20 protein-coding genes are annotated in these 22,064 nt (G+C 66.9%); 9 read left to right on the top strand and 11 right to left on the bottom strand.

The window, feature by feature from the left end:
* Positions 1–12 precede the first annotated feature (12 nt).
* The gene (locus tag GV161_RS29200; protein WP_152012767.1) at positions 13–324 is read left to right on the top strand and encodes a hypothetical protein; all 312 of its coding nucleotides are present in this window, start codon (positions 13–15) and stop codon (positions 322–324) included.
* 30 nt (positions 325–354) lie between these two features.
* Here the strand turns inward: GV161_RS29200 and GV161_RS29195 are convergent, their stop codons facing one another.
* Positions 355–861, bottom strand: a complete 507-nt coding sequence (locus GV161_RS29195) for a DUF3060 domain-containing protein (RefSeq protein ID WP_159650524.1) — start codon at positions 859–861, stop codon at positions 355–357.
* A 141-nt stretch (positions 862–1,002) separates the two neighbouring features.
* On the opposite strand from GV161_RS29195, the gene GV161_RS29190 reads away from it, so the two are divergent.
* Together GV161_RS29190 and GV161_RS29185 are read left to right on the top strand one after the other, a co-directional pair.
* Positions 1,003–1,941: a heparin lyase I family protein gene (locus GV161_RS29190; RefSeq protein ID WP_152012765.1), complete on the top strand. Its 939-nt coding sequence runs from the start codon at positions 1,003–1,005 to the stop codon at positions 1,939–1,941.
* Positions 1,942–2,177: 236 nt separating this feature from the next.
* Positions 2,178–3,146: a hypothetical protein gene (locus GV161_RS29185; protein ID WP_152012764.1), complete on the top strand. Its 969-nt coding sequence runs from the start codon at positions 2,178–2,180 to the stop codon at positions 3,144–3,146.
* Between the two features lie 90 nt (positions 3,147–3,236).
* Here the strand turns inward: GV161_RS29185 and rpsD are convergent, their stop codons facing one another.
* The 4 genes from rpsD to murI form a co-directional block, all read right to left on the bottom strand.
* Complete coding sequence (gene rpsD, locus GV161_RS29180; RefSeq protein ID WP_152012763.1) at positions 3,237–3,854, bottom strand: 30S ribosomal protein S4; 618 nt, start codon at positions 3,852–3,854, stop codon at positions 3,237–3,239.
* A 208-nt stretch (positions 3,855–4,062) separates the two neighbouring features.
* On the bottom strand, positions 4,063–4,728 hold the full coding sequence (locus GV161_RS29175) for an antibiotic biosynthesis monooxygenase (protein ID WP_152012762.1): 666 nt from the start codon (positions 4,726–4,728) through the stop codon (positions 4,063–4,065).
* 16 nt (positions 4,729–4,744) lie between these two features.
* Positions 4,745–5,734, bottom strand: a complete 990-nt coding sequence (locus tag GV161_RS29170; RefSeq protein ID WP_159650520.1) for an alpha/beta hydrolase — start codon at positions 5,732–5,734, stop codon at positions 4,745–4,747.
* A 163-nt stretch (positions 5,735–5,897) separates the two neighbouring features.
* On the bottom strand, positions 5,898–6,761 hold the full coding sequence (gene murI / locus GV161_RS29165) for a glutamate racemase (protein WP_152013547.1): 864 nt from the start codon (positions 6,759–6,761) through the stop codon (positions 5,898–5,900).
* Positions 6,762–7,043: 282 nt separating this feature from the next.
* Between murI and GV161_RS29160 the strand changes: the two genes are divergently transcribed.
* Positions 7,044–7,970 carry a helix-turn-helix domain-containing GNAT family N-acetyltransferase gene (locus GV161_RS29160; RefSeq protein WP_152012760.1) on the top strand — a complete coding sequence of 309 codons (927 nt, stop codon included), beginning with the start codon at positions 7,044–7,046 and terminating at the stop codon, positions 7,968–7,970.
* Here the strand turns inward: GV161_RS29160 and GV161_RS29155 are convergent.
* The 3 genes from GV161_RS29155 to GV161_RS29145 form a co-directional block, all read right to left on the bottom strand.
* Positions 7,894–8,391 carry a hypothetical protein gene (locus tag GV161_RS29155; RefSeq protein WP_152012759.1) on the bottom strand — a complete coding sequence of 166 codons (498 nt, stop codon included), beginning with the start codon at positions 8,389–8,391 and terminating at the stop codon, positions 7,894–7,896. The genes GV161_RS29160 and GV161_RS29155 overlap by 77 nt on opposite strands.
* Before the next feature lie 10 nt (positions 8,392–8,401).
* A complete protein-coding gene (locus tag GV161_RS29150; protein WP_152012758.1) occupies positions 8,402–9,412 on the bottom strand; it encodes a hypothetical protein in 1,011 nt (336 codons plus the stop codon).
* A 96-nt stretch (positions 9,413–9,508) separates the two neighbouring features.
* Positions 9,509–10,825 (bottom strand): NAD(P)/FAD-dependent oxidoreductase, encoded by a 1,317-nt coding sequence (locus GV161_RS29145; RefSeq protein WP_152012757.1) that lies wholly within the window; start codon positions 10,823–10,825, stop codon positions 9,509–9,511.
* Positions 10,826–11,179: 354 nt separating this feature from the next.
* Between GV161_RS29145 and GV161_RS29140 the strand changes: the two genes are divergently transcribed.
* The 4 genes from GV161_RS29140 (at position 11,180) to GV161_RS29125 (ending at position 18,532) form a co-directional block, all read left to right on the top strand.
* Complete coding sequence (locus tag GV161_RS29140) at positions 11,180–13,447, top strand: TonB-dependent hemoglobin/transferrin/lactoferrin family receptor (RefSeq protein WP_152012756.1); 2,268 nt, start codon at positions 11,180–11,182, stop codon at positions 13,445–13,447.
* A 216-nt stretch (positions 13,448–13,663) separates the two neighbouring features.
* Positions 13,664–16,465, top strand: a complete 2,802-nt coding sequence (locus tag GV161_RS29135) for an autotransporter domain-containing protein (RefSeq protein ID WP_159650518.1) — start codon at positions 13,664–13,666, stop codon at positions 16,463–16,465.
* A gap of 308 nt (positions 16,466–16,773) precedes the next feature.
* Positions 16,774–17,631 carry a flagellar motor stator protein MotA gene (motA, locus tag GV161_RS29130; RefSeq protein ID WP_152012754.1) on the top strand — a complete coding sequence of 286 codons (858 nt, stop codon included), beginning with the start codon at positions 16,774–16,776 and terminating at the stop codon, positions 17,629–17,631.
* A 28-nt stretch (positions 17,632–17,659) separates the two neighbouring features.
* Positions 17,660–18,532: a flagellar motor protein MotB gene (locus tag GV161_RS29125; protein WP_152012753.1), complete on the top strand. Its 873-nt coding sequence runs from the start codon at positions 17,660–17,662 to the stop codon at positions 18,530–18,532.
* Between the two features lie 215 nt (positions 18,533–18,747).
* Here the strand turns inward: GV161_RS29125 and GV161_RS29120 are convergent, their stop codons facing one another.
* From GV161_RS29120 to GV161_RS29110, 3 genes are read right to left on the bottom strand one after another with little or no spacing between them, the layout of a single operon-like run.
* A complete protein-coding gene (locus tag GV161_RS29120; RefSeq protein ID WP_152012752.1) occupies positions 18,748–19,107 on the bottom strand; it encodes a VOC family protein in 360 nt (119 codons plus the stop codon).
* Between the two features lie 48 nt (positions 19,108–19,155).
* On the bottom strand, positions 19,156–20,517 hold the full coding sequence (locus GV161_RS29115) for a sensor histidine kinase (RefSeq protein ID WP_244623923.1): 1,362 nt from the start codon (positions 20,515–20,517) through the stop codon (positions 19,156–19,158).
* Positions 20,504–21,169 (bottom strand): response regulator transcription factor, encoded by a 666-nt coding sequence (locus tag GV161_RS29110; protein WP_152012750.1) that lies wholly within the window; start codon positions 21,167–21,169, stop codon positions 20,504–20,506. Before GV161_RS29110 ends, GV161_RS29115 begins: the two co-directional genes overlap by 14 nt.
* Positions 21,170–21,274: 105 nt before the next feature.
* Here GV161_RS29110 and GV161_RS29105 point away from each other — a divergent pair, with 105 nt between their 5' ends.
* Positions 21,275–22,054 (top strand): ABC transporter ATP-binding protein, encoded by a 780-nt coding sequence (locus GV161_RS29105; protein ID WP_152012749.1) that lies wholly within the window; start codon positions 21,275–21,277, stop codon positions 22,052–22,054.
* The last annotated feature ends 10 nt before the right edge of the window (positions 22,055–22,064 follow it).

The following is a 22,064-nucleotide window of genomic DNA, read 5'->3' as shown; positions in this document are numbered from 1 at the left end:
GGAGACGCTTGCATGCGTGACGTAAAATCGATCTGCGGTCTCTTGATCGCGGGCTGTATGGCAGCCACCACTCTGGTTGCGGCCCCGACGGTGGCCGAAGCGCGCGATGGCCGCAAGGCGGCGATCTTCGGCGGGCTCGCCGCTGGCGCGATCCTCGGCGGAGCCCTTGCCGCTGGCGCCGGCAGCCGGGCCTATGCCGCTCCGGTCTATGTCGATGACGACGAGCCGGTCGTGGTGCGCCGGCGCTGCTGGCGCGAGCGCCAGGCGGTCTATGACGACTGGGGCGATTTCGCCGGCTACCGTCCGGTTCGCGTCTGCAACTGACGTGAGCCGTGACGCGATCGAGGACCGCCGTCAGCGCCTGACGATGCGGTTCTCGACGCCGGAAGTCGAGATGCTCGGCGCCTTGACCTCGGCGCCCGCGGTCCAGCTCAGGTTGTTCTTGGCACCGCCGACTTCGATCTTGGCCGGGCCGGTCAGCTCCAGCTCGATCATGTGATCGGCACCGGAGATGTCGATCTCGGCCGCGGTCTCGCCGGCATGGACCTTGGTCGAGACCGTGTTCTCGGCCGTCTCGACCGTGAGGTTGCCGGTCGAGCCGCCGCTCGCCTTGTTCTGCGCGCCGCTGACGGCCAGCGAGGTCGAATCCTCGAAGCTGACCTTGTGGCCGCTGCCGTGGACACCGATCGCGCCGCAGCTTCCCTTGAGTTCAACCGTATGGCCTTGGCCGGTGATGGCGACATCCTCGCCATTGCAGGTGAAGTCGCGCGACTGGCCGACACCGGTGATGCTGATCTCGTCGGCGCATGCGAGTGCCGGCGCGAGGACGGTCGTGGCGAGCAGCAGATGGGGCAGGCGCAAGGTGGTCCCTCCGGTTTGCTTTGGGAAGCTCATCCTTGCGGGTGACTATGGCGCCGATACGGAACGCCTCTGCATCGGATTCGATTGATCCTCGTCACCAGGCCGGTAAGCTCGCCTCGGACACTGGCAGGCGAGGGCTCGATGACGAGGGGCGTGACACGCCGCAGCAACGCAGCTGCGGCGTTTTTCTGCGGAGCGATTCTCACCTGCAGTCCCGGTCAGGCCGAGGCGCCGGCACCCGCCTTCCAGACGAGCTTCGCGACGAACTGCTTGAGCTCCAAGGACTGGAAGATTTCCGGCCAGCTCGACAAGGCGGTGCGGGCCGATCGCATCCGCTGCGTCGACGGCGAACGCGCTGGGCAGGAGAGGCCCGCGCTCGCGATCACGGTGAAGCCCGGCGACGCCTACGATCCCAATCCCGGCTCGACGCCGACCGAGCGATCTGAGGTCCAGACGACGGCGGAGCTGATCCGCTTCGACGCGACGAGCTGGTACAGCTTCCGCTTCCGGGTTGAGAGCCCGTGGGCACCGCGGCGCAACCGCACGGTGATCCAGCAGATCAAGCAGAACATCGACCTGCGCTACGAAAAGGGCAGGGGCGGCGAAGAAATCTGCGACGCCGCCAACCCGTTGTTCAAACTCGAGGTCGATTCGGACAATGGCAAGCCCGTGTTCCGGGCCAAGACAGCGGGCACGGACAGCTGCGGCGACAGTCTCGGCCAGGCGCAGTTCTGCGGCGACTGGCACATCGAGCCGGATCGCTGGCACCGCGTCAACGTCATGATCCGGCCGAGCCAGCAGGCTGGCGAGAGCCGCCTCAGGCTCTGGCTCGACGGGCGCGCCTGCCCGGAGTTCCGCGGCGTGCTCGGCTATCCGCGCTATGGCACGATGAAGGACGGCAAGCCCTTCATCGACACGCAGCCGCGCTTCGGCATCTATCGCGACGCGCTGCCCGAGGTCAGCCAGACGATCCTGTTCGACGACATCGCCTTCTGGGCGCAGGACCCGGCCGGCCATCCGGCCTGGGATGGCGTCGCCGTAACCCGCCCCGATCAGCCGATGGTGCAGGCCGATCGCTAACTCGCATCGCTGCTAGAGCGGTCATCGACCATGCAGGATCGCCGGTGCTCTCGACCGGATGCGCGGCGGTGGCCTTCCTTTGCCGGGAGAGCGGACATTCCAAAATGAGGAGTCCACTTTACGGGCCGATGCTCTAGCATTCCGTTGGGTCCGGGGGCGGATCGATCGTGGAACAACGGCTTTCTTAGGCGGCTGCTGCGTATCGAGACCGAAGATGCTTCACATGGAGTCTCGTCATGGGCAACATCGCGCAGTTCACGCCGGTCGACTACATCAAGCGCCTGCGTAGCCTTTCAGTTCCTGGCTACGATGGAACTGTCGCAATCACCCGGTATATGTCGGCTAATCCTGCCTATGGTGGCAATGCCCGCCCGGCCGATTTGCTGAACGCAATCGCCGCCGCGGTGAAGAAGCGTACCGATCTGGCGGCGAAGACGAAGGTCGACGGCTATGCACGCGTCTTCACCGGGCAGGGCGATCCCGACGGCTTCATCAACGTCATGAGCCTCGTCGTCGAGCTGCGCGAGGAGCTCATGAAGACCAAGGCCCTGGCCGAGCCGCTGAAGAAGGGCAACTATCTGCAGGAGCTCTGCGACAAGGGCGTCTTCGGCATGGACTGCATCGGCTTCGTCGGGACGTACATGTCGGAGTCCTGCCTCGAGCCGAGCTATCCGGGTGGGCGACCGCTCGACTACACGGCCAAGTTTCCGCCGATCAAGGATGTCGACGAGATCGAGCAGTACAGCGTCGTGATGAAGGCCGACGGCCAGCACATCCAGATGATCAACGACTATGAGCTTCTGGCGAACGGTACGCTGAAGGTCGATCTCTGCCAGTCGGCCAGCTGGGCCGGTGCATTTGATTCGAGCAAGGGATACGGGCCGCAGTTCAATGGCGGCGTCCTGCTCCGTCCCGGAGGTGGCAGCTATCTCCCTGTCGAAGCATTTCGGGCCGCGATGGCCAAGTTCAAGCAGCAGAACAGCGATCCCAAGGCGATCGTCGCCAAGGAGAAGGAACTCCGCAAGGAGATGACGGAAACGAACCGGAAGTTCGGTTTCTGCGGCGGCGCGATCTTCCAGCTTGGCGGCGACGGGAGCCCGCCGAACCCGGTTTCCGGCTCGGTCTATATCGGCGTGATGAAGGGCGGCGGCATCCGGATCAAGACACCGCGGGACTGGTCGGCCGTGGAATACCAACAGCGCTGAGACACCGGGCCAATAAAAAAGGAGAGGGCGATGTCTCGCCCTCTCCTGAATAGTTGATAGCAGCCGGACCGTGCAAACCGGTCCGAACGATCAGCGCGAGTAGAACTCGATGACCAGGTTCGGCTCCATCTGCACCGCGTAGGGCACGTCCGTCAGCGTCGGGGTGCGGGTGTAGGTGGCGGTCGACTTGGTGTGGTCGGCGTCGATGTAGTCAGGCACGTCGCGCTCGGCGAGGGCGGCCGACTCGATCACGATGGCGAGCTGGCGCGAGCTCTCCTTGATCGCGATCACGTCGCCCGGCTTGACCTGGTACGAAGCGATGTTGACGCGCTTGCCGTTCACGGTGATGTGGCCGTGATTGATGAACTGGCGAGCGGCGAACACGGTCGGGACGAACTTGGCGCGGTAGATCACCGCGTCGAGACGACGCTCGAGCAGGCCGACCAGGTTCTCGCCCGAATCGCCCTTCAGGCGGATCGCCTCGGCGTAGTAGCGGCGGAACTGCTTCTCGGAGATCGAGCCGTAATAGCCCTTCAGCTTCTGCTTGGCGCGCAGCTGGGTGCCGAAGTCGGACGGCTTGCCCTTGCGGCGCTGGCCGTGCTGGCCGGGGCCGTATTCGCGACGGTTGACCGGGGACTTCGGGCGGCCCCAGATGTTCTGACCGAGACGGCGGTCAATCTTGTACTTCGCCTCATGGCGCTTCGACATGTCGCGTGTCCTCTATGGTTCGCGAGTTGAGGACCGCGCCCTCCTCCTCCCCGTCTCCGGGGCGACAGATCCGGCTCGAGAAGACGAGCGGATCACGGGTGCGGAAAAAGCCACGCGGCCCCGTGAGGAGCCGCGCGACGCCGGCTTACAAGCATTGCCGGCGCGATTTGTCAAACCCGAAGGGCAGATTTCTGTCACCCGGAGCCAGTCAGCGGCTCACCGGCGGAAAATATTGCGGCGCCTCGCGTCTGTCGAAACGGCCATAGTCGCGGATGATGCGTACCGTTCGGTGGCGCAGCGCCGTCACGCCTGTGACCGGCTTCAGCACGAAGGCCCTGGCCACATCGGCATCGCGCCAGGAGGCGAGCAAAGCGAGCTTGCCGGGATTGTAGATGCTGGCGAAGAGATCGTGCTCGACCAGGCCGGGTGAGCCCTTCAGGCCGATCTGCGCGAGGAGCTCGTCCGGCCGCTCGCCGAGATCGATTCCGTCCTGCGGCGTGAGCTCGGTGAAGCTTACGACCTTGGCGATGCCGGCCTCGGTCTCGTCGAAGCGCTGGCTTCCCGATGAGGGTTCCTGCGGAGCACTGTCGTGGATCACCTCGCCGATGCGCAGGTGATAGTCCTCGAACACCTCGTCGCGCCCCTTGCGTTGCACGGCGTGGTGTTCGCCCTGGGCGCGCCAGCGGACCAGCGATTTCTCGTCGCGCCAGGATGAATGCGACAGCACCCAGCCGGGCCGCATCAGGCTCTCGAAGCGCTCATTGTCGATGAAGCCGTCGATGCCTTCGAGGATCGGCTTCAGCTGCTTGCCGAGAGTGAGGTACTCGTCCTTGCGGTCGGTGTGAGGGTGGACTTCGAAGATCACGGAAAACATCGGTTTCTCCGTCGGTTCAAGCAGCAAGGGCAGGCGCGTCGGCGCCGGTGAGGAAGGCGATGCTCTCCTGCCAGAGCGCAAAGCGCATCGTCTCCAGATGCATCAGATGCGTGCCGCGGCTGAGCTTGATGTCGCGCTTCAGGGGCGAGGACCTGAAGGCGTCGAAGAGCCAGCGCGCATCGGCGTCGGTGGTCAGGCTGTCCCACTCGCCGCGGATGATCGAAACGGGCGCGCGGACCGCAGCCGGATCGTAGGGCAATCGGCCCTGCCAGGCCTTGCCGATATCGGCCATCGGGCCGGCCGGCGTCTGGACGCTGGCGGGTTCGTGCGAGCGTGATTGCGGATCGCTGTCGAGATAGCGCTCGCCCCAATCGTCGAAATGCCGGCGCGACAGGACAGGCTCGGCACCGGCCGGGACGTCCTCGACGAAGCGCCGCCACTGGTCGTCGAGCGAGATCAATCGCCAGGCCGGCAAATTGGGCGAGGGCGCGTTGCCTGACGGCTGTCGTTGCGCGATCGGCCCGAACAGGACGAGGCGGTCAATCAGTTCGGGATGAGACCCGGCGAAGCGGCCGGCCGGCATCGAGCCCCAGGAATGGGCGATCAGGGAGACCCGGTCGAGACCGGAGCGGCCAAGGATGAAGCGGACGGCAGCTTCGATCTGCGATGCGGCTTCATCAGTCGTGCCGAGTGGTGGGTTCGCCGAGGCCGGTTCGTCCATCGCCGGATAGCGGCCGGAATGGCCGTAGCCATAGAAATCCAGCCCCCAGACATCGAAGCCGGCTTCGCAGAGCGCATCGCGCCAGGAGCGTCCGTCGAAACGATGGGCGATCGACAGTGCCGAGGGGAAGGTCGCGCCATGGATATAGAGGACGGTGCGGCGTGGTGCGAACGCCGTTGCTGGCGCCGGCAGATGACGCAGGAACAGCGGCAGCCCCTCGATCGGGCCGGGAATGAAAAAACACTCTTCCCGCGGGTCGAGCGGGGCGACGTCGTCAGCAGTCAAGGCGGACCTCCAGCGATGCGAGCGTGCGACGGCAATGCCGAAGACGAGGGATCGCCTCCGGCCGTGCTGTCCGCTCTTGGCTATGGTCCGAGATTAACCTAGGGGCGGCCGCTCTGTTCGCTGTGATCGCTTCGGCCATGGCCGAAGCGATCGGCGCTGCTGGTCAGAGTGCGAGCGGCAGTGGCTCGGTCTCGATCCGCGCCAGGCCGAAGCCGGCGAGCGCGATATGAGCCGGGCCGGAGAGGTGGGTGCCGTCGGTGAAGACGGCGACGGTCGAGGCGTGATCCGCGCGGGGCAGGGCCGGCCCGAGTAGTTGGGAGGTGCGCCGCGCGATCGCCGGAGCGGGGTCGATCCACTCGACCGGCCAGGGCGCGAGACGCTGCAGGCGCGGCAGCAGCAGCGGGTAATGCGTGCAGGACAGCGTCACCACATCGGTGCGCCTGCCGTCGCGCGTGACGAAGCAGGGCGTGATCTCGGCGAGGACCGCAGCGTCGTCGACCGGCTCGCCCTTCAGCGCCGCTTCCGCCAGGGCGGCCAGATTGCGGGCGCCCACCATGGTGACCTCGCAGCCGGCGGCATAGCGCTCGATCAAGTCGTGCGTGTAGTCGCGGGCGACGGTACCGGGCGTCGCCAGTACCGCGATCAGGCGGCTGCGGCTGCGCTCGGCCGCCGGTTTCACCGCAGGCACGGTGCCGACGAAGGGAATGGCGAAACGGGCCCGCAGCGCTGGCAGCACCAGGGTCGAGGCGGTGTTGCAGGCGATGACGACGAGATCGGGATGGAAGCGATCGACCAGGCGCTCCATCACCGAGAGCACGCGCTCGACAAGCGCCGGCTCCTCGAGGCGGCCGTAGGGGAAGGCGGCATCGTCCGCGGCGTAGACGATGTCCGCATCGGGGCGCTGGCGCATGACCTCGCGCAGCACGGTGAGGCCGCCGAGACCGGAATCGAAGACGAGGATGGTGGGGATTCGCAAGGGGAACACCGGCGCGGCATAGCCGGCTCCGGCCAGAAGATCGACCCGCATCGCACTCATACCCGTCGCGTCCGGTAAGCTCTCGATTGGACGCCGCAGCCATTAAGGAGTGGTGAATGGAGGGTGGCTTTCATCAATAGAATCGGCGTCATCCCGGATAAGCCGCGTTAGCGGCGCTGATCCGGGATCCATTCCTGAACCGTTCCGGAATGGGTCCCGGGTCTGCGCTTCGTTCCGCCCGGGACGACACGCGGATGGAAGCTCGATTTGTGACAATTTAGTTGACTTTGTCAATTAAATGGCATTTCTCACCGCAAGATGAGGAGGTCAGCCATGTCCGCCATCGACACGCCTGCCATCGCGGCGATCCGCCGTTTCGGCCGTTTCCACACCCGCTTCATCGGGGCGCTCGGCGGCGATCTGCACGGCTCCGGCTTCGGCCTGACCGAGGGGCGGGTGCTCTACGAGCTGGCGCATCGCGACGGCTGGCGGGCCGGCGAGCTGGCGCGCGAGCTCGGGCTCGATCCGGCCTATCTTTCACGCCTGCTGAAGCGCTTCATGGAGATCGGCTGGCTGGAGCGGGCGAGGGCGGATGGCGACGGCCGCGCCTATGAGCTGAAGCTGACGGTGGCGGGTCACGAAGTCTTCGCGCCACTCGACGAGGCCTCGCGCCGGCAGGCCGACATGATCCTGTCGCGCCTGGCTGCGGGCGAGCAGGCGAGCCTCGTCTCGGCGCTGGAGCGGGCGCAGACGCTGCTGTCGGGCGCCGCCAGCCCGCAGCCCTCGGTGACGATCCGCGAGCACCGTCCCGGCGATATCGGCTGGGTGATCGCGGCCCATGCCAGGCTCTATTTCGAGGTCTATGGCTGGGACGTCAGCTTCGAGGCGTTGGTCGCAGAGATCGCGGCAAAATTCCTGCGCGAGTTCAAGCCGGGGCTGGAGCGCTGTTTCATCGCCGAACTCGATGGCGAGCCGGCGGGCTCGGCTTTCGTGGTGCATGAGAGCGACGAGGTCGCGAAGCTGCGGCTCGTGCTGGTCGAGACGCGGGCGCAGGGGCTCGGCCTGGGCAAGCGGCTGGTGCGGGAGGCGGTCGCCTTCGCCCGCGCCGCCGGCTATCGCCGCATGGTCCTGTGGACCAACGACATCCTGCATGCGGCCCGCGCGATTTACATCGCCGAGGGTTTCAGGCTGGTGGCGGAGGAGCAGCATCACTCCTTCGGGAAGGATCTGGTCGGGCAGAACTGGGAGCGCGATCTCTAGCCCCGGGCCAAAGCAGCAGGAGCAGCAGCGAAGCCAGCGAGAGCGCGCCGCCGAGCGGCGTCATCGTCTCGAGCGGCGCCGGCAGGCGTGCCTGCATCAGCACCGGCAGCACGGCATATTCGAGCAGCTCGATCGCAGCCATCACGGCGATGACAGGCAGGACCGGAAAGCCGGTGTCGCGGATGCGCTGGACCGCGAGCGCCAGCAGCGTCCAATAGAGCAGGGCCTGGATCGCGGCGTTGGGGATGGGCTCGACGAAGAGGCGTGGGTCGGCGTCTTCCGCTATGGTCAAACCCAATAGTCGTTCGGCAGCGATAGTGATGCCAAGTATCAGGAGGCATGCCAGCAGCAGGTAGCCTGTGAAGGCTCCCCGCCCGAGCCTGCCGTCGAGCCGCCACAGGCGGGAGAAGCCGGAGAGCATCCGTTCGCCGTCACTGCACCGAGGTCAGCGCCGCCCGCTGGAAATCGGCGCGGCGCTGCTGGTGCAGCGAGCCGTCTCCGGTGGTCACGACCGAGAACATCACGAAGCCGCCCTGCTTGCGCGGCAGCACATAGAATTCGGAATAGCGGGCATCGCCGCCATTCTCGCAGGACGAGAAGCCGCGTAGCACGCTGGCCCCTTCGACGGTGTCGGTGGTCCGGCCCGAAGCGAACCTGCCCTGGCAGCCGCGCGCATCGGCGGCGGAGACTGCAGCGGCGACGTCGACATCCTTCTGGTTCGGATTGGCCAGGACGCGCACGAGCCCGGTCGCGCCCTTGGCCTGCCAGCCGGCACCGTTGCCGCCGATGCCGGACGGCGCCTCCGCGCCGCTCAGCACTTTCGGCTCGGGCAATTGCGCCTTGAGCAGGAAATTGGTCGCGAGCGTCACCGCCTCGAGCTGGATCGCCGGGTCGGTTGCCGCGGCCGTCGTGGTGCCGCCGCCCTGCGCGGGTGCCGGCGTGCCGGGCGCGACCTTCAGATTGGCGTTGGCCTTCACGCAGTCGAGCAGCGCGGGCATGATCTCGGCGGTCGCGGTCAGGCGGAAGGTGTAGCGTGCGCCGAGCATGTTGGCTTCGAGGAACTCGGCGCCGCGAAAGGCGCGGACGATGTTGGAGTTTGCCGGCATGGTCACGACGACGAGCTGCGGCTGCACCGCCTTGGCGTTGATGCGGACGATGTCGTTGCGGTCGAAGGCCATCTCCATCGGCACGTCGGTGCCGGGCTTCAGCCCCCAGGCCCGGTTGGAGAAGCCGAGGTTCCAGCCATAGCTGCTGTTGAGCGAGGCGTGCATGGTGACGCCGCTCTTGTAGCTCGCCGAGACGGCGCAATGCGAGAAGTCGCCGGTCTGGTTGTTGGTGAAGGCGCCGCCGGCCCAGTTGCCGACCGAGAATTTTGCATAAGGCCCGGCAGCCAGCACAGGCGAGGCCAGCAGGACACCGGCGAGAACGAGCGACAGGCGCATCATCAGGCTCCGCATCGATCCCCAGCGCGGCCATGGTGGCAAAGACCTGCCGGGTTGGGCAAGCCTTGTCCGTGCCAGAGCCGGTCTCGGGGACGCCTAGACCTTGAGGCGAGCCGCCGCAGCCGCAGCCGTGCGGCCGGCCAGGGTCGCGCCGCCCGCGGTCATGGCGCCGCCGCCGGCGGTCGCCTCGCCGGCGAGCCAGAGCTTGCCGCCGATCGGCTCGGCCATGATCTCGCGCGCACCGGCATGCCCTGGCCGGCAAACGGAATAGGAGCCGTGCGAGAACGGGTCGGTCCACCAGGCCGGGAAGGAGACCGGGCCTGCCGCCTTGCGGAATTCGGTCCCGACCATTGCGGCGAGCAGGTCGACGATCTGCTCGCGGGCGGCCGCGGGGCCCGCGCCCGAGAGGTCGCGGGCGAAATCGCCGCCGCAATAGCCGATCACCAGCTCGCGATCGTCGGGGAAGAGATCGAAGCTGATCAGCCGCTCCGCCGAGCCGGCCTCGAAATAGGTCGTGCCGGGCGTGATGCCGAAACGATCACCTGCGACCTTGAGCGCGATCTTGGTGAGCGCGCCCATGCCGATGCCGGCGAGCGCGTCGCGGGTGCGGGCGGGAAGCTGGGGCGTGAAGCGGATCGCGCCCGACTTCAGCACGCCGACCGGCACGGTGACGATGCAGGCGCGAGCCCGGAGCGTTCCCGCGGCGGTGGTGATGGCGACGCGCGGGCCGCTCCAGTCGATCGCCGTGACCGGCTGGCCGAGGCGGATGTCGAGGCCTTCAGCGTAGCGGGCGACGAGATTGCCGTAGCCGCTCGGCACGACATAGTCCTCGCCCGCCCAGAGCCGCTGATAGTCGCGGGCCGAGATGCGCGCCGATTCCTCGCCGATCGAGAGCAGCATGCCGGAGGCCGCGACCGGCGCGAGATCGGGGCCGAGATCGCCCAGCACCTCGGCGACCGAGAGGTCGCGATCGTCCAGGTCGGCATTGTCGAGCCTTCGGTCGATCTCGCCGAAAGCGCCGCGGCGGCGCGCGCGGTCGCCGGCGGGCATGGGCTTGCCGCTCTGGAAGAGCTGGAAGCCGCCGCCCCGGCTCTCGTTCGGGGTCTGCACGCCGAGCTCGCGGGCGATCTCGGTCCAGGGATTGCGCTCGGCCCAGTGGATGAACATCGCCCCGGCGTCATAGGCCGGGCCGAGCGTGGAATCGGTGAAGGTCCGGCCGCCGAGGCGATCGCGGGCTTCGAGCACGACCACAGAGCGCCCGGCGGCCTGGAGCTGCCTCGCCGCGGCGATGCCGGCCGCTCCGGCCCCGATCACCACCGCGTCCGGCTCGGCGGCGCGGGCGGGCGAGGGGCAGCTGGCGGCGCTCATCGCCAGCGCGCCAGCGCCTGTCAGCAATGTCCGGCGGTCGAGCATGAAGAAAAGTCCGTTCTGCGGTGGGCTGATGATGCCAGCCGCTTTTCGCGCTGCAATACACGAGCACGCGTGTGGCGGGAGCAGGGCCATCACAGCTTTGCGAGGCCGATCGCATGTCCGTCTCGGCCATTATCCGTATTTCAGTTTAGACGAATGATAAACTCAGTTTAGAATTCCAATAAGTAAGTAATCTATCACGCAATCGCGAGTCTATTGACAGTTAAATTGAGCTTTAATAACCGCTGATGGTGAAAGTAAGGCGCAAGGCCTAGTTTTCACGGATTATAAAAAGCAATTCGACTTGGCAAGTCAGTTTGGCAAGCCGATCTGCTTCTCAGCGACAGGACATGGGCGATGGGGATGAATTGCAGCGGGCTGCGCCGGGGCGTGGCGCTTGGAGCCTTGATGCTGGCGGCGGCGCCGGCGCTGGCGCAGCAGCAACGCAATCCCGCTCCGCCCGCGGTCACCGAGCAGGTGCAGCTCGACCAGATCAACGTGCAGGGCGAGCGTGAGGCGGCGCCGCTGTTGCAGGGGCCGACGACGACCACCACCACCCGCGCCCAGCTCGACCGTCAGCAGGTGCAGAGCCTGACGGACCTGTCGAACCGGGTCGAGGCGGGCATCACCTTCAACCGTCAGAACGGCTCGCTCAACATTCGCGGCCTGGACGGCGCGCGCGTGCTGACGACGATCGACGGCATCCGCCAGCCCTTCCTGATCGACACCCGCGTCAACCGCGCCGGCACGAACGCCTTCGACTTCGACTCGCTGTCCTCGCTCGACCTGCTGCGCGGCGGCAGCGGCGGCGCCACGCTCGGCGGCGGCGCGCTGGGCGGCGCACTAGCGGTACGTACGCTCGATCCCGAGGACATCATCCGCAATGGGCGCTCCTACGGAGCGCTCGCCAAGACCGGCTATGACAGCACCGACCGGGCCTGGTTCGGCAGCGCGGCAGCTGCGGCGCGCATGGGCAACACATCAGTGCTGCTGCAGGGCGGCTTCCGCAACGGCCACGAGATCGACAGCAAGGGCAACGACAAGTCGATCGGCGCGACCCGCACGGCGCCGAACCCGGCCGATTTCAACCAGTACAGCTTCCTCGGCAAGATCTACCAGCAGGTCGGCGAAGCCCATCGCTTCGGCATCACCGGCGAGTTTTTCAAGCGCGCCGACCGGATCCAGACCCGGACCAGCACGGTGTCGCTGACGGGCAATTTCCGCCCGGGTGCCTACCAGACCGGCGAGGACGTCGAGCGCAACCGTGTCTCGCTGACCTATGACTACAAGCAGCCCGGTGGCCTCCTCATCGACGAGGCGCATGCGAATCTGTACTGGCAGCGGCTGAAGCGCAACGACCTGGTCAGCGCCTATCGCTACACCAGCATCATCGGGCCCTATGGCCGCGACAACGAGAACGAGCAGACCGCCTACGGCTTCAACGGCCACGTCATCAAGAACCTGCAGACTGGCGGGCTCTCGCATCGCGTCCTGCTCGGCACCGAGCTGCGCATGTCGTCGCTAAAGCAGTATTCATCGGGCATCGACAATTGCCCGACGCGGCCGGCCTCCGGCTCGTTCACCGGCGCACTCGCCACCTGCAACAACCTGTTCACCAACCAGTCGGACCAGCCCGATGTCGATGGGCGCCTCGTCGGCATCTATGTCCAGGACGAGATCGGCCTGCTCGAAAACCGCCTGCGTATCACGCCCGGCGTGCGCTTCGACTGGTATGAGGAGAAGCCGCAGACGACGCCGGCCTATTCAGCCGGCGGCTCGCGCCCGGTCGGCCTGCCGCCGTCGTCGAGCGACTCGGCCTGGTCGCCGCGCGTCAGGCTGGAATACGACATCCTGAAGAACGCGCCTTTCGTGAAGGACGTCACCGTGTTCGCGCAATGGGCCAAGAGCTTCCGGGCGCCGACGGCGGACGAGCTCTATGGCCGCTTCGGCGGGCCGAGCACCTATCTGCGCGCCGGCAATCCGCTCCTGCGTCCGGAGGAGGGCAACGGCGTCGATGTCGGCGTCCGCTTCGGCGACAAGCAGCTCGGCGGCTCGATCACCTATTTCCACACCAGCTACCGCAACTATATCGAGCAGTATCAGCAGCAGGCCGCGGGCGTGGGGGGCCTCTACCCGCAGGGCGGCATCGTCGGCCTGCGCAACATCCCGCGCGCCGAGATCCAGGGCGTCGAGATCAACGGGCAATACGGTTTCGCGCCGAACTGGCTGGTGCGCGGCTCCTTCGCCTATACCCGCGGCCGCAACAAGACCGACGACATCTTCCTGAACTCGATCCCGCCGATGCAGGGCATCGTCGCCGTCGCCTACGGCACGGATCGCTGGGGCGCCGAGATCTCGGCCAAGATGGCCGGCAAGCGCGACGACGTCTCGACGGTCCAGGCCGGCACCGGCTTCAAGGCACCGGGCTATACGCTCGTCAACGCCTCGGCCTGGTGGCGCCCGATGCCGGAGATTGCCGACCTCGAATTGCAGATCGGCGTCTACAACATCTTCGATCGCAAGTACTTCGATGCCGCCAACGTGCCGCTCTCCCGTCCGCAGCCGCGCGACTACTACAGCGAGCCCGGCCGCACCGTGAAGGCGACGCTCAAGTACCAGTTCTGAGCGCGGCGAGTTTCGAGACCACTTCAGCCGGCCCCGAGGGGCCGGCTTTTTTATTGCGCGAGGGCAGGGGTGCGGGTTCCGCCTGCGCCTGCATCGGACGCAGGCCCCCGATGCGGTTTTTGCCTCAGGTCTTAACATTCCCTTAGCGGGCCGACTCTAGTCATGGTTGTACGCCGCTTGAATCGTTTCAGGCGGCGCTGGCTACCGGGGGGTTGCATGCGCGCTGGTTCGAAGGGTTTCGCAGCAGGACAATTTCTCCGCACCGTCAGCCTCGCTGCTTTGGCGCTGGGCTTGGCCAACTCGGCGGCCCCGGCCGCGACCTATCTCGTCGGCAACGAAACAGAGCTGCGCGACGCGATCGCCGCGGCGAATGCGAGCCCGGATGCAAGCTCGACGATCGTCTTCACCCAGAGTTTCACGGTCACAACCGCGCCCAATCTGGCAACGCCCACCAAGTCGCTGACGATCGACACGCAAGGGTTCGTCCTGTCGGGAGCCGGAGCCAGCAGCATCACCGTCAACGGCAATTTTCCGAGCGGTTCGCTGATCATTTCCGGCACCTTCGTCGGCGGGACCGGGAGCTCCGGCCTGGTTGTCAACAGCGGCATCACGACGGTTGGCGCCAGCTCCGGGCAGGTCGTCAACAATGGCTCGATCAGCGGCGGGGCTGCCGCTTCCGGAGGCCTCGGCGTCTCGCTCCTCAATGTCGTGACCTTCGTCAACAACGGCACGGTCAGCGGCGGCACCGGGACGGGCTCGGGCCTCGGCAACAATGGCTCCGGCGTCAACATCCTCAACACCGGCGCGACGCTGATCAACAATGCCAGCGGCGTCATTCAGGGCGGCAACAGCACAGCCGGCGGGCATACCGGCGCGGGCGTGTACGTGAGCACGACCAGCAAGGCGGCGACCATCACCAATTACGGCACGATCCGCGGCGGGTCGGCCGTCGCAGGCCCAGGCGAGGCGGCGATCGTCGGCCGCGGCGCCTCCGCTACTCCAGTGACGATCTACAATCTCGGCACCGGCGTCATCGAAGGCGGCAATGGCGCGGCCGCCATTACGAACAGCAATTTTCCATCGACGATCTCGATCATCAACAGCGGCACGATCCGGGCCGGCGCCGGCGCGGCCAACGCGATCTCAATGTCCAACCAGGCAGCCGGGGTTAATCTCATCCTCGAGCTGCAGGCCGGTTCGCAGATCATCGGCAACGTCGTTGCGAGCGCCGCGGGCACCCGGGACGTCCTGCGTCTGGGCGGCGCCGACAACTGGACGCTGGATGGCGGCATCGGCAGCATGAGCCAGTACCAGGGCTTCGACAAGCTGGAGAAGATCGGCGCGGGCACCTGGACGATCACCAGCGACAGCTCCGGCTTTGCCGGCACGACCAGCGTCGACGAAGGCGCTCTGATCGTGAACGGCTCGCTTGCCGGCTCGGCGGTGACGGTTGGGTCGGGCGCGCGGCTCGGCGGATCGGGTACGGTCGGGGCGCTGACGCTGGCTTCGGGTGCCAGGATCACACCGGGCAACTCGATCGGCACGCTCACCGTCAACGGCGCCTATGTCCAGAATGCCGGCGCGGTCTACGAGGTCGAGATCGATCCGGGCAGCGCGACCTCCGACCGGATCGACGTGAAGGGGACGGCGACGCTCGCCAATGGCGCGACGGTCTCGGTGGTGAATACCACCGGCGCGACCTATGTCGCCGGCCAGCGCTACACCATCCTGACTTCGACCGGACTGACCGGCAGCTATAGCGGCGATCTGGTGCTGACGGCTTTCCTCACTTTGCGCAACAGCAGCGACGCGACCAATGCCTATCTGACGGTGGTCCAGACCGCGACGGCCGGCAACATCGGCGGTACTGGCAATGAGCAGGCGGTCGGCCAGGCGATCGACAGCCTGCCGACCGGCAATGCCGTCCAGACCGGCGTCTACAACCAGCCGACGGTCGAGGCGGGCCAAGGCGCGCTCCGCCAGCTCGCCGGCGAGATCCATGCCTCGGCCCGCACCGTGCTGGTCGACGAGAGCTGGCATGTGCGCTCGGCGGTGAACGACCGCTTGCGCTCGGCTTTCGGCGCGGTCGGCGCCGCCCCGATGGCGACGCTGTCTTACGGCTTCACTGCCGACCTCGCTCCGGCGGTGAAGGGGCCGCTGCCGAAGCCGCCTTCGGCCGAGCGCTTTGCCGTCTGGGGCCAGGGCTATGGCTCCTGGGGCCGCACGCGCAGCGACGGCAATGCCGCGAGCCTCTCGCGTTCGACCGGCGGCCTGCTGGTCGGCGCCGATGCGGCCGTCTTCGAGGCCCTGCGCCTTGGCGTCGTCGCCGGCTTCAGCCACAGCAAGTTCGACGTCAACGGCCGGCTCTCCTCGGGCGAGAGCGACAATTACCATCTCGGTCTCTATGGTGGCGGGCAATGGGGCGCCCTGAACCTGCGCGCCGGCCTGAGCTACACTTGGCACGATCTCTCGACCCGCCGCAGCATCGTCTCGGCCGGGCTCGGCGATACTTTGCGGGCCGATTACGATGCCGGCACGGCCCAGGCCTTCGGCGAGCTCGGCTATCGCCTCGATCTCGGCCAGACCGCTTTGGGCCGGGTTGCGCTCGAACCCTTCGCCGGCCTGGCCTATGTCGTGCTGCGCAGCGATCGCTTCCAGGAACGGGGCGGGAGCGCGGCTCTCTCGGCCGCCAGCGACGACACCAGCCTCGGCTACACCACGCTCGGCCTGCGCGCCGCGACGACGACCCGGCTTTCCGGCATGGACCTGACCCTGCGCGGCGGGCTCGGCTGGCGCCATGCCTTCGGCGATGTCGATCCGAAGACGACGCTCGCCTTCGCCGGCAGCAACCCGTTCGCCATCGCCGGCCTGCCGATCGCGCGGGACGCCGCCCTGGTCGAGGCCGGGCTCGACCTCGGGCTCGGTCCGAATGTCAGCCTCGGCGCCTCCTACACAGCCCAGCTCGCAAACGACGCTCAGGACCACGCCTTCAAGGCAAACCTCGCGGTGAGGTTCTGAGGGGGGTACGCGAAAAGCGAGCGTCCGCTAAGGGCCAGAGCCGACGTTCGATTACTGCCGGAAAGCAGATGTAATCAGGCGACCGTTGCTTACTAACCGCGATCGGCCCTCTGCGGGCATTCGCAAGAGTTGCTGCTCACCAAGCGAGCCGCGGGCTCGTCATTGCACGCCGATGTCCTCCCCTGGGCCAATTTGTCGCCCCAGGCCTGCCATGCCCCTAACTCGCCCTTAACCTTGATCAGTCATTTCCTCGGATGGGTGGTGGCTTCGCGCGGGCTGTAGCTGCTGCGGTGCGAGGGTGACACACCATGCGGCTGATCGTCGGCGCAATCATTGTCTTCGTCTGCGTCTTCGGCAGTTACGCGGCCATGGGTGGCCACCTCGAGGTCCTCTGGCAGCCGTTCGAGTTCGTCATCATCCTCGGCGCAGCGATCGGTGCCTTCATCATCGGCAATCCCGCGCCGGTCCTCAAGGCCGTGCCCTCCATGCTCGGCACGATCATGAAGGGCTCCAAGTACTCGCAGGAATGCTATGTCGAACTGCTGGGGATGCAGTATTCGCTGTACAAGCTCGTGAAGCAGAAGGGCATGCTCGCCGTCGAGGAGCACATTGAAAATCCGGAAAAGTCGACGCTGTTCAATGCCTTCCCGACATTTGCCGCGAACCATCATGCAGTCGAGTTCGTCTGCGACTACATGCGCATGTTGACGCTGGGCGCCAACAACGCCCACGAGATCGACGCGCTCATGGACGAGGAACTGGAGACGCACCACCAGGAGCAGGAGCGTCTCGTTTCGGCCATGCAGTCGATCGCCGACGGAACACCGGCGCTCGGCATCGTCGCCGCCGTGCTCGGCGTGATCAAGACGATGGGGGCGATCAAGGAGCCGCCGGAGGTGCTGGGACATCTGATCGGCGGCGCGCTCGTCGGCACCTTCTTCGGCGTCTTCGTCGCCTACGGCTTCTTCGCGCCGATGGCGGCGTCGCTCAAGAGCACCTTCGAGGCGGAAGCCAAATACTTCCTGTCGCTCAAGGCGGGTCTCCTCGCCCATATCAGCGGCCAGCCGCCGGTGATGGCGGTCGAATTTGCTCGCAAGGCTCTGATGAGCGACGTCCGCCCGACCTTCAGCGAAGTGGAAGCGGCAACCGCCAAACTGGCCGCCTAGATCCGGCTCAATCTCCAGCAGGGACCCGATGACCAAGCCCGTCCAGCAGATTATCGTCAAGAAGGTCAAGAAGGCCGCTCATGCGCACCATGGCGGCGCCTGGAAGATCGCCTATGCGGACTTCGTGACCGCCATGATGGCGTTCTTTCTGCTGATGTGGCTGATCAGCATGACGACGCAGGAGCAGAAGGAAGGCCTGGCGGAGTATTTCGCGCCGGGGTCTTTGAGCCCCAGCACCAGTGGCGCTGGCGGCATGCTGTGGGGCACCGCCCTCGACAAGTCAGGCAGCAAGCCGTCGCCGCCACGCGAGGCGGCGACGGGGACCAGCAGGCCGGAGGACAAAGCGCGCCGGACCAGCTCCGGCGGCACCGGCGACCGCGAGGCCAACCGCTCGGCTGCCGGCCAGCAGGCCAGCCACAGCGCGATAGCCAGCCTCCGGCAGGCGCTCCAGAGCATGCCCGAAATTGCCGATCTGTCGCGCAACATCGTGATCGAGCCGACCAAGGAGGGGTTGGATGTCGCCCTCATGGACGAGTCCGGCCGCTCCATGTTCCCCGAGGGCTCGGTCCAACCCTATCCGAGCACCCGTCGCGTGCTGGAGACGCTCGCGCCGACTCTGCGCCGCCTGCCCAACCGCTTGGCCATCACCGGCCACACGGCCGCCACGCGCCCGGGCGCGGCGGCGGGCGCCGAGCCCTGGAGCCTGACCACCGGGCGCGCGCTCGCCGTCCGCGAGATCCTGTCGGGCGCAGGGTTCCCCAATGACCGCTTCGCTTCCGTGGTGGGACGCGCCGACACCGAGCCGGTCTTCCCCGACAATCCCTACATCTCGCCGAACCGGCGGGTGAGGATCACGCTGCTCAGCGAAGAGCCGCCATTGCCCCCGAACCTCTTGCGCTGAACACATCGCCTCGGCCGCCTCACGGTCCGTTTGAGCTTGAGCTCAAGGCTGACAAAAGGTGAGAGGCTGATCATTGCAACGCGGAGCGTCAGCGCCCCGGCGTCAGCGCCAGTCGATCGCGAAACGCCATCCATCACGTCAGGCTGTTTGCCAGCCAGGCCCCCGAATCCGGACACTGCAAATGCCCGCAATTGGGTCGGGAATCAGCCGCTCTGCTAGGTCAACTCGAGCAGCTCGATGCGATTTCCGAAGGGATCGTCGACATAGCTTCGCCTGATGCCCGGCAGATCGACATCAGGCCGAACTTTGACGCCATTCAGTCGTAGTGTGGCGATCGCCTGTTCCAGGCTCTCCACCCGGAATGCCGGATGCGCTTTCCTTGCCGGCGAGAACGGCGTCTCGACGCCGAGATGGACCTTGATCGTTCCGCTCTCGAACCACACGCCGCCTCGCGCGCGCAGCTCTTCGGGCTTGTCGACCTCGCGCAGGCCGAGAACATTGCAGTAGAAGGCCCGCGCCTCCTCTTCCCGGCCTTCCGGCATTGCCAGCTGGATGTGGTGCAGTTCGAGGATCATGCCGCTTCTCCCGCGCTTACGACATTCGCCGGATGCTCGCCATCCGGCTTACTCGGCAAGCACGAGCCTGACCCGCGTCATCCCATCCTCGCGCGCCAAAGTGAGCTCACCCTTGTGCGCCCGTGCCACCTCGGCCGCGATGGCGAGGCCGAGCCCTGAGCCATGTGACGTCGCGCCTTTGGCGAAGGGCTGGGCCAGCTCCGCCAGCGAGCCGGAAAAGCCGTCGCCATCATCGGCGACCTCGATCCAGACATGTGTCTCGTCGGCGCCGACCTTGACGAGGAGACGGCTATGGGCGCCGTGGGCGAGGGCGTTGTCGATCAGATTGCCGAGCGCCTCGCGCAGGCTGACGGCGTCGCCGGGGATGATCGGCGCCGGTACCGCCGGTTCGAAGCTGATGTCGACCTCGCGCGGCAGCGACAGCGGCACCGCGGTGCTGAGCACGGTCTTGGCCAGGGCGTTGAGGTCGACCGGGGCGAGCGCTGCCGCATCGGCCCGGTGGATCACCATGGCATGGTCGAGGAGCTGGCCGGTCAGCCGGCCGAGCTCGGTGGTGCGCTCGCGGACGCGTGTGATCGTCTCGGCCTTGCGCCGCGACGGTGCGGTCGCCGAGAGGATCTCGACCTGCGCATCGAGCGCTGCCAGCGGCGTGCGGATCTGGTGGGCGGCGTCGGCGATGAAGCGCTGCATCAGGGCGACGCGATCGGAGAGGCGGCGCATGAAGCCATCGATCGCCTCGACGAGGTTGCGGACCTCGACCGGTGGCTGCGTCTTGATCGGGCTGAGATCGTCGGGAGTTCGCCCTGCGATCTCCTGCTCGATGCGGGCGAGCGGCTTCAGCGCGAGCCGGACGGCGAAGCCCGTCGCCAGCAGCGCGAGCGCGCTCATGATCGCGATGACGCCGAGCGCCTTGAAGGTCAGGTCGCGCGCCAGCGATATGCGTGCCTGCATGGTCTGCGCGACGACGATGGTGGCCCAGCCGCCGGCGAGCGGATCGTCGAAGCGGCGCGACAGCGTCGCGATCCGGACCGGATGGCCCTGATAGATGCCATCCTCGAGCACGACGCCGCTGCGCGTCGCCTCCCAGGTCGCTTGCGATCGCAGGTCCTCATAGCCGGCGACGACGATGCCGCGGGGATCGACGACCTTGTAGAAGACGAGGTCGTAATCGGAGAGCGTCGCGATCGCAGAGGCCGGCGGGTCGAGCGTCAGCACGCCGCCCTGGAGGTAGACGTTCTCGGCGATCTGGACGGCGCCGCCGGAAAGGAGCCGGTCATAGGCCTGCTGCGCCGCGAGCTCGGCGGAATGCCAGGCGATCAGCCCGAGCGCGACGGCTCCGCCCGCCAGCACTGCCGAGAGCACGGCGATGATGCGGGCGCGCAGCGAGAGGCGCAGGTCAGAGAGCGGCAAGTTGATAGCCCAGCCCGCGCAGGGTGCGGATTTCGATCGGCGCGTCGGCGAGCTTGCGCCGCAGCCGCGCCACGAACTGCTCGACGGCGTTCGGGCTCGCCTCCTGCTCGAAATTGAAGAGCTGCTCGACCAGCTCCTCCTTCGGCACGATGCGTTCGGGCCGGGCGGCGAGGATCTCCAGCACGGTGAGCTCGCGTCGCGTCAGGTTGAGCGGGCGGTCGCCGATGCTGGCGATGCGGCCGGCGCGATCGATCACGAGCGGGCCGACGCGCAGGAGATTGTCGGATTGCCCGGCGCTGCGGCGCAGTAGCGCCCGGGCGCGGGCTTCGAGCTCGCCATAGTCGAAGGGCTTGATCAGATAGTCGTCGGCGCCGAGGTCGAGCGCGCCGATGCGCTCGTCGACATGCGAGCGGGCGGTGAGCACCAGCACCGGCGTCTTGAGCTTGCGCGCCCGCATGCCTTTCAGGATGGCGAGCCCGTCCTGCCCCGGCAATGTCAGGTCGAGGATGACGAGGTCATAGGCCTGGACCTCGATCAACTCGGCGGCGGTCTGGCCGTCCTGCTCCCAGTCGACGGCGTGGCCGATCTTCTCGAGCCGCATCACGACGGCTTCGGCAATGTCGGCCGTGTCTTCGACGACGAGGATGCGCAAGCCCTGGGTCTCCGTTCGCCTGAGTCAGGTTGGTGTCAGCGGAGCAGGCTATCCCATCCGGCAAGCGCCCATAAGTGCGCTGGGAAACGAAGCAAGGGAGGGTTCATGCTAGCCCCGTTCGATGCCGCATCCGCGACGCCGCTCCTCTCCGTCGAGGGCGTGACGCTGCAATACAAGACGCCCGACGTCGTGGTCACCGCGACGCGGCAGGTCTCGTTCGACGTCTACCCGTCCGACCGCTTCGTCCTGCTCGGACCCTCCGGCTGCGGCAAGTCGACCCTGCTCAAGGCCATCGGCGGCTACCTTTCGCCGGTGGAGGGAGAGATTTCCCTGAAAGGGCGCGCGGTCACCGGCCCCGGTCCGGACCGGATGATGGTGTTCCAGGAATTCGACCAGCTGCTGCCGTGGAAGACGGTGCGCGAGAATGTCGTCTTCGCGCTGACGGCTTCGGGCCGGGCGACGCCGGCCGAGGCCGAGGAGCGGGCGCGCTCCTATATCGAGAAGGTCGGCCTCGCCAAGTTCATCGACAGCTATCCGCACATGCTGTCCGGCGGCATGAAGCAGCGCGTCGCGATCGCCCGCGGCATGGCGATGGAGCCTGACGTGCTGCTGATGGACGAGCCCTTCGCGGCGCTCGACGCGCTGACCCGTCGCAAGATGCAGGACGAGCTACTGCGGCTCTGGGACGACACCAGGTTCACCGTGCTTTTCGTCACCCATTCGATCGAGGAGGCGATCCGCATCGGCACCCGCATCCTGCTGCTCTCGCCGCATCCCGGCGAGGTCAAAGCCGAGCTCAACAGCGTGCCGCCCGAGGAACTGGGCACCGGCAAGCAGGCCGAGCTCGAAACCCGCATCAACGACATGCTGTTCGCTCATCATTGAGCCGGAGGTG

This window comes from Bosea sp. 29B, from assembly GCF_902506165.1.
Taxonomy (GTDB): Bacteria; Pseudomonadota; Alphaproteobacteria; order Rhizobiales; family Beijerinckiaceae; genus Allobosea.
Note: the sequence above shows the minus strand (reverse complement) of the source record. Positions and strands in the feature narration are given on the sequence as shown.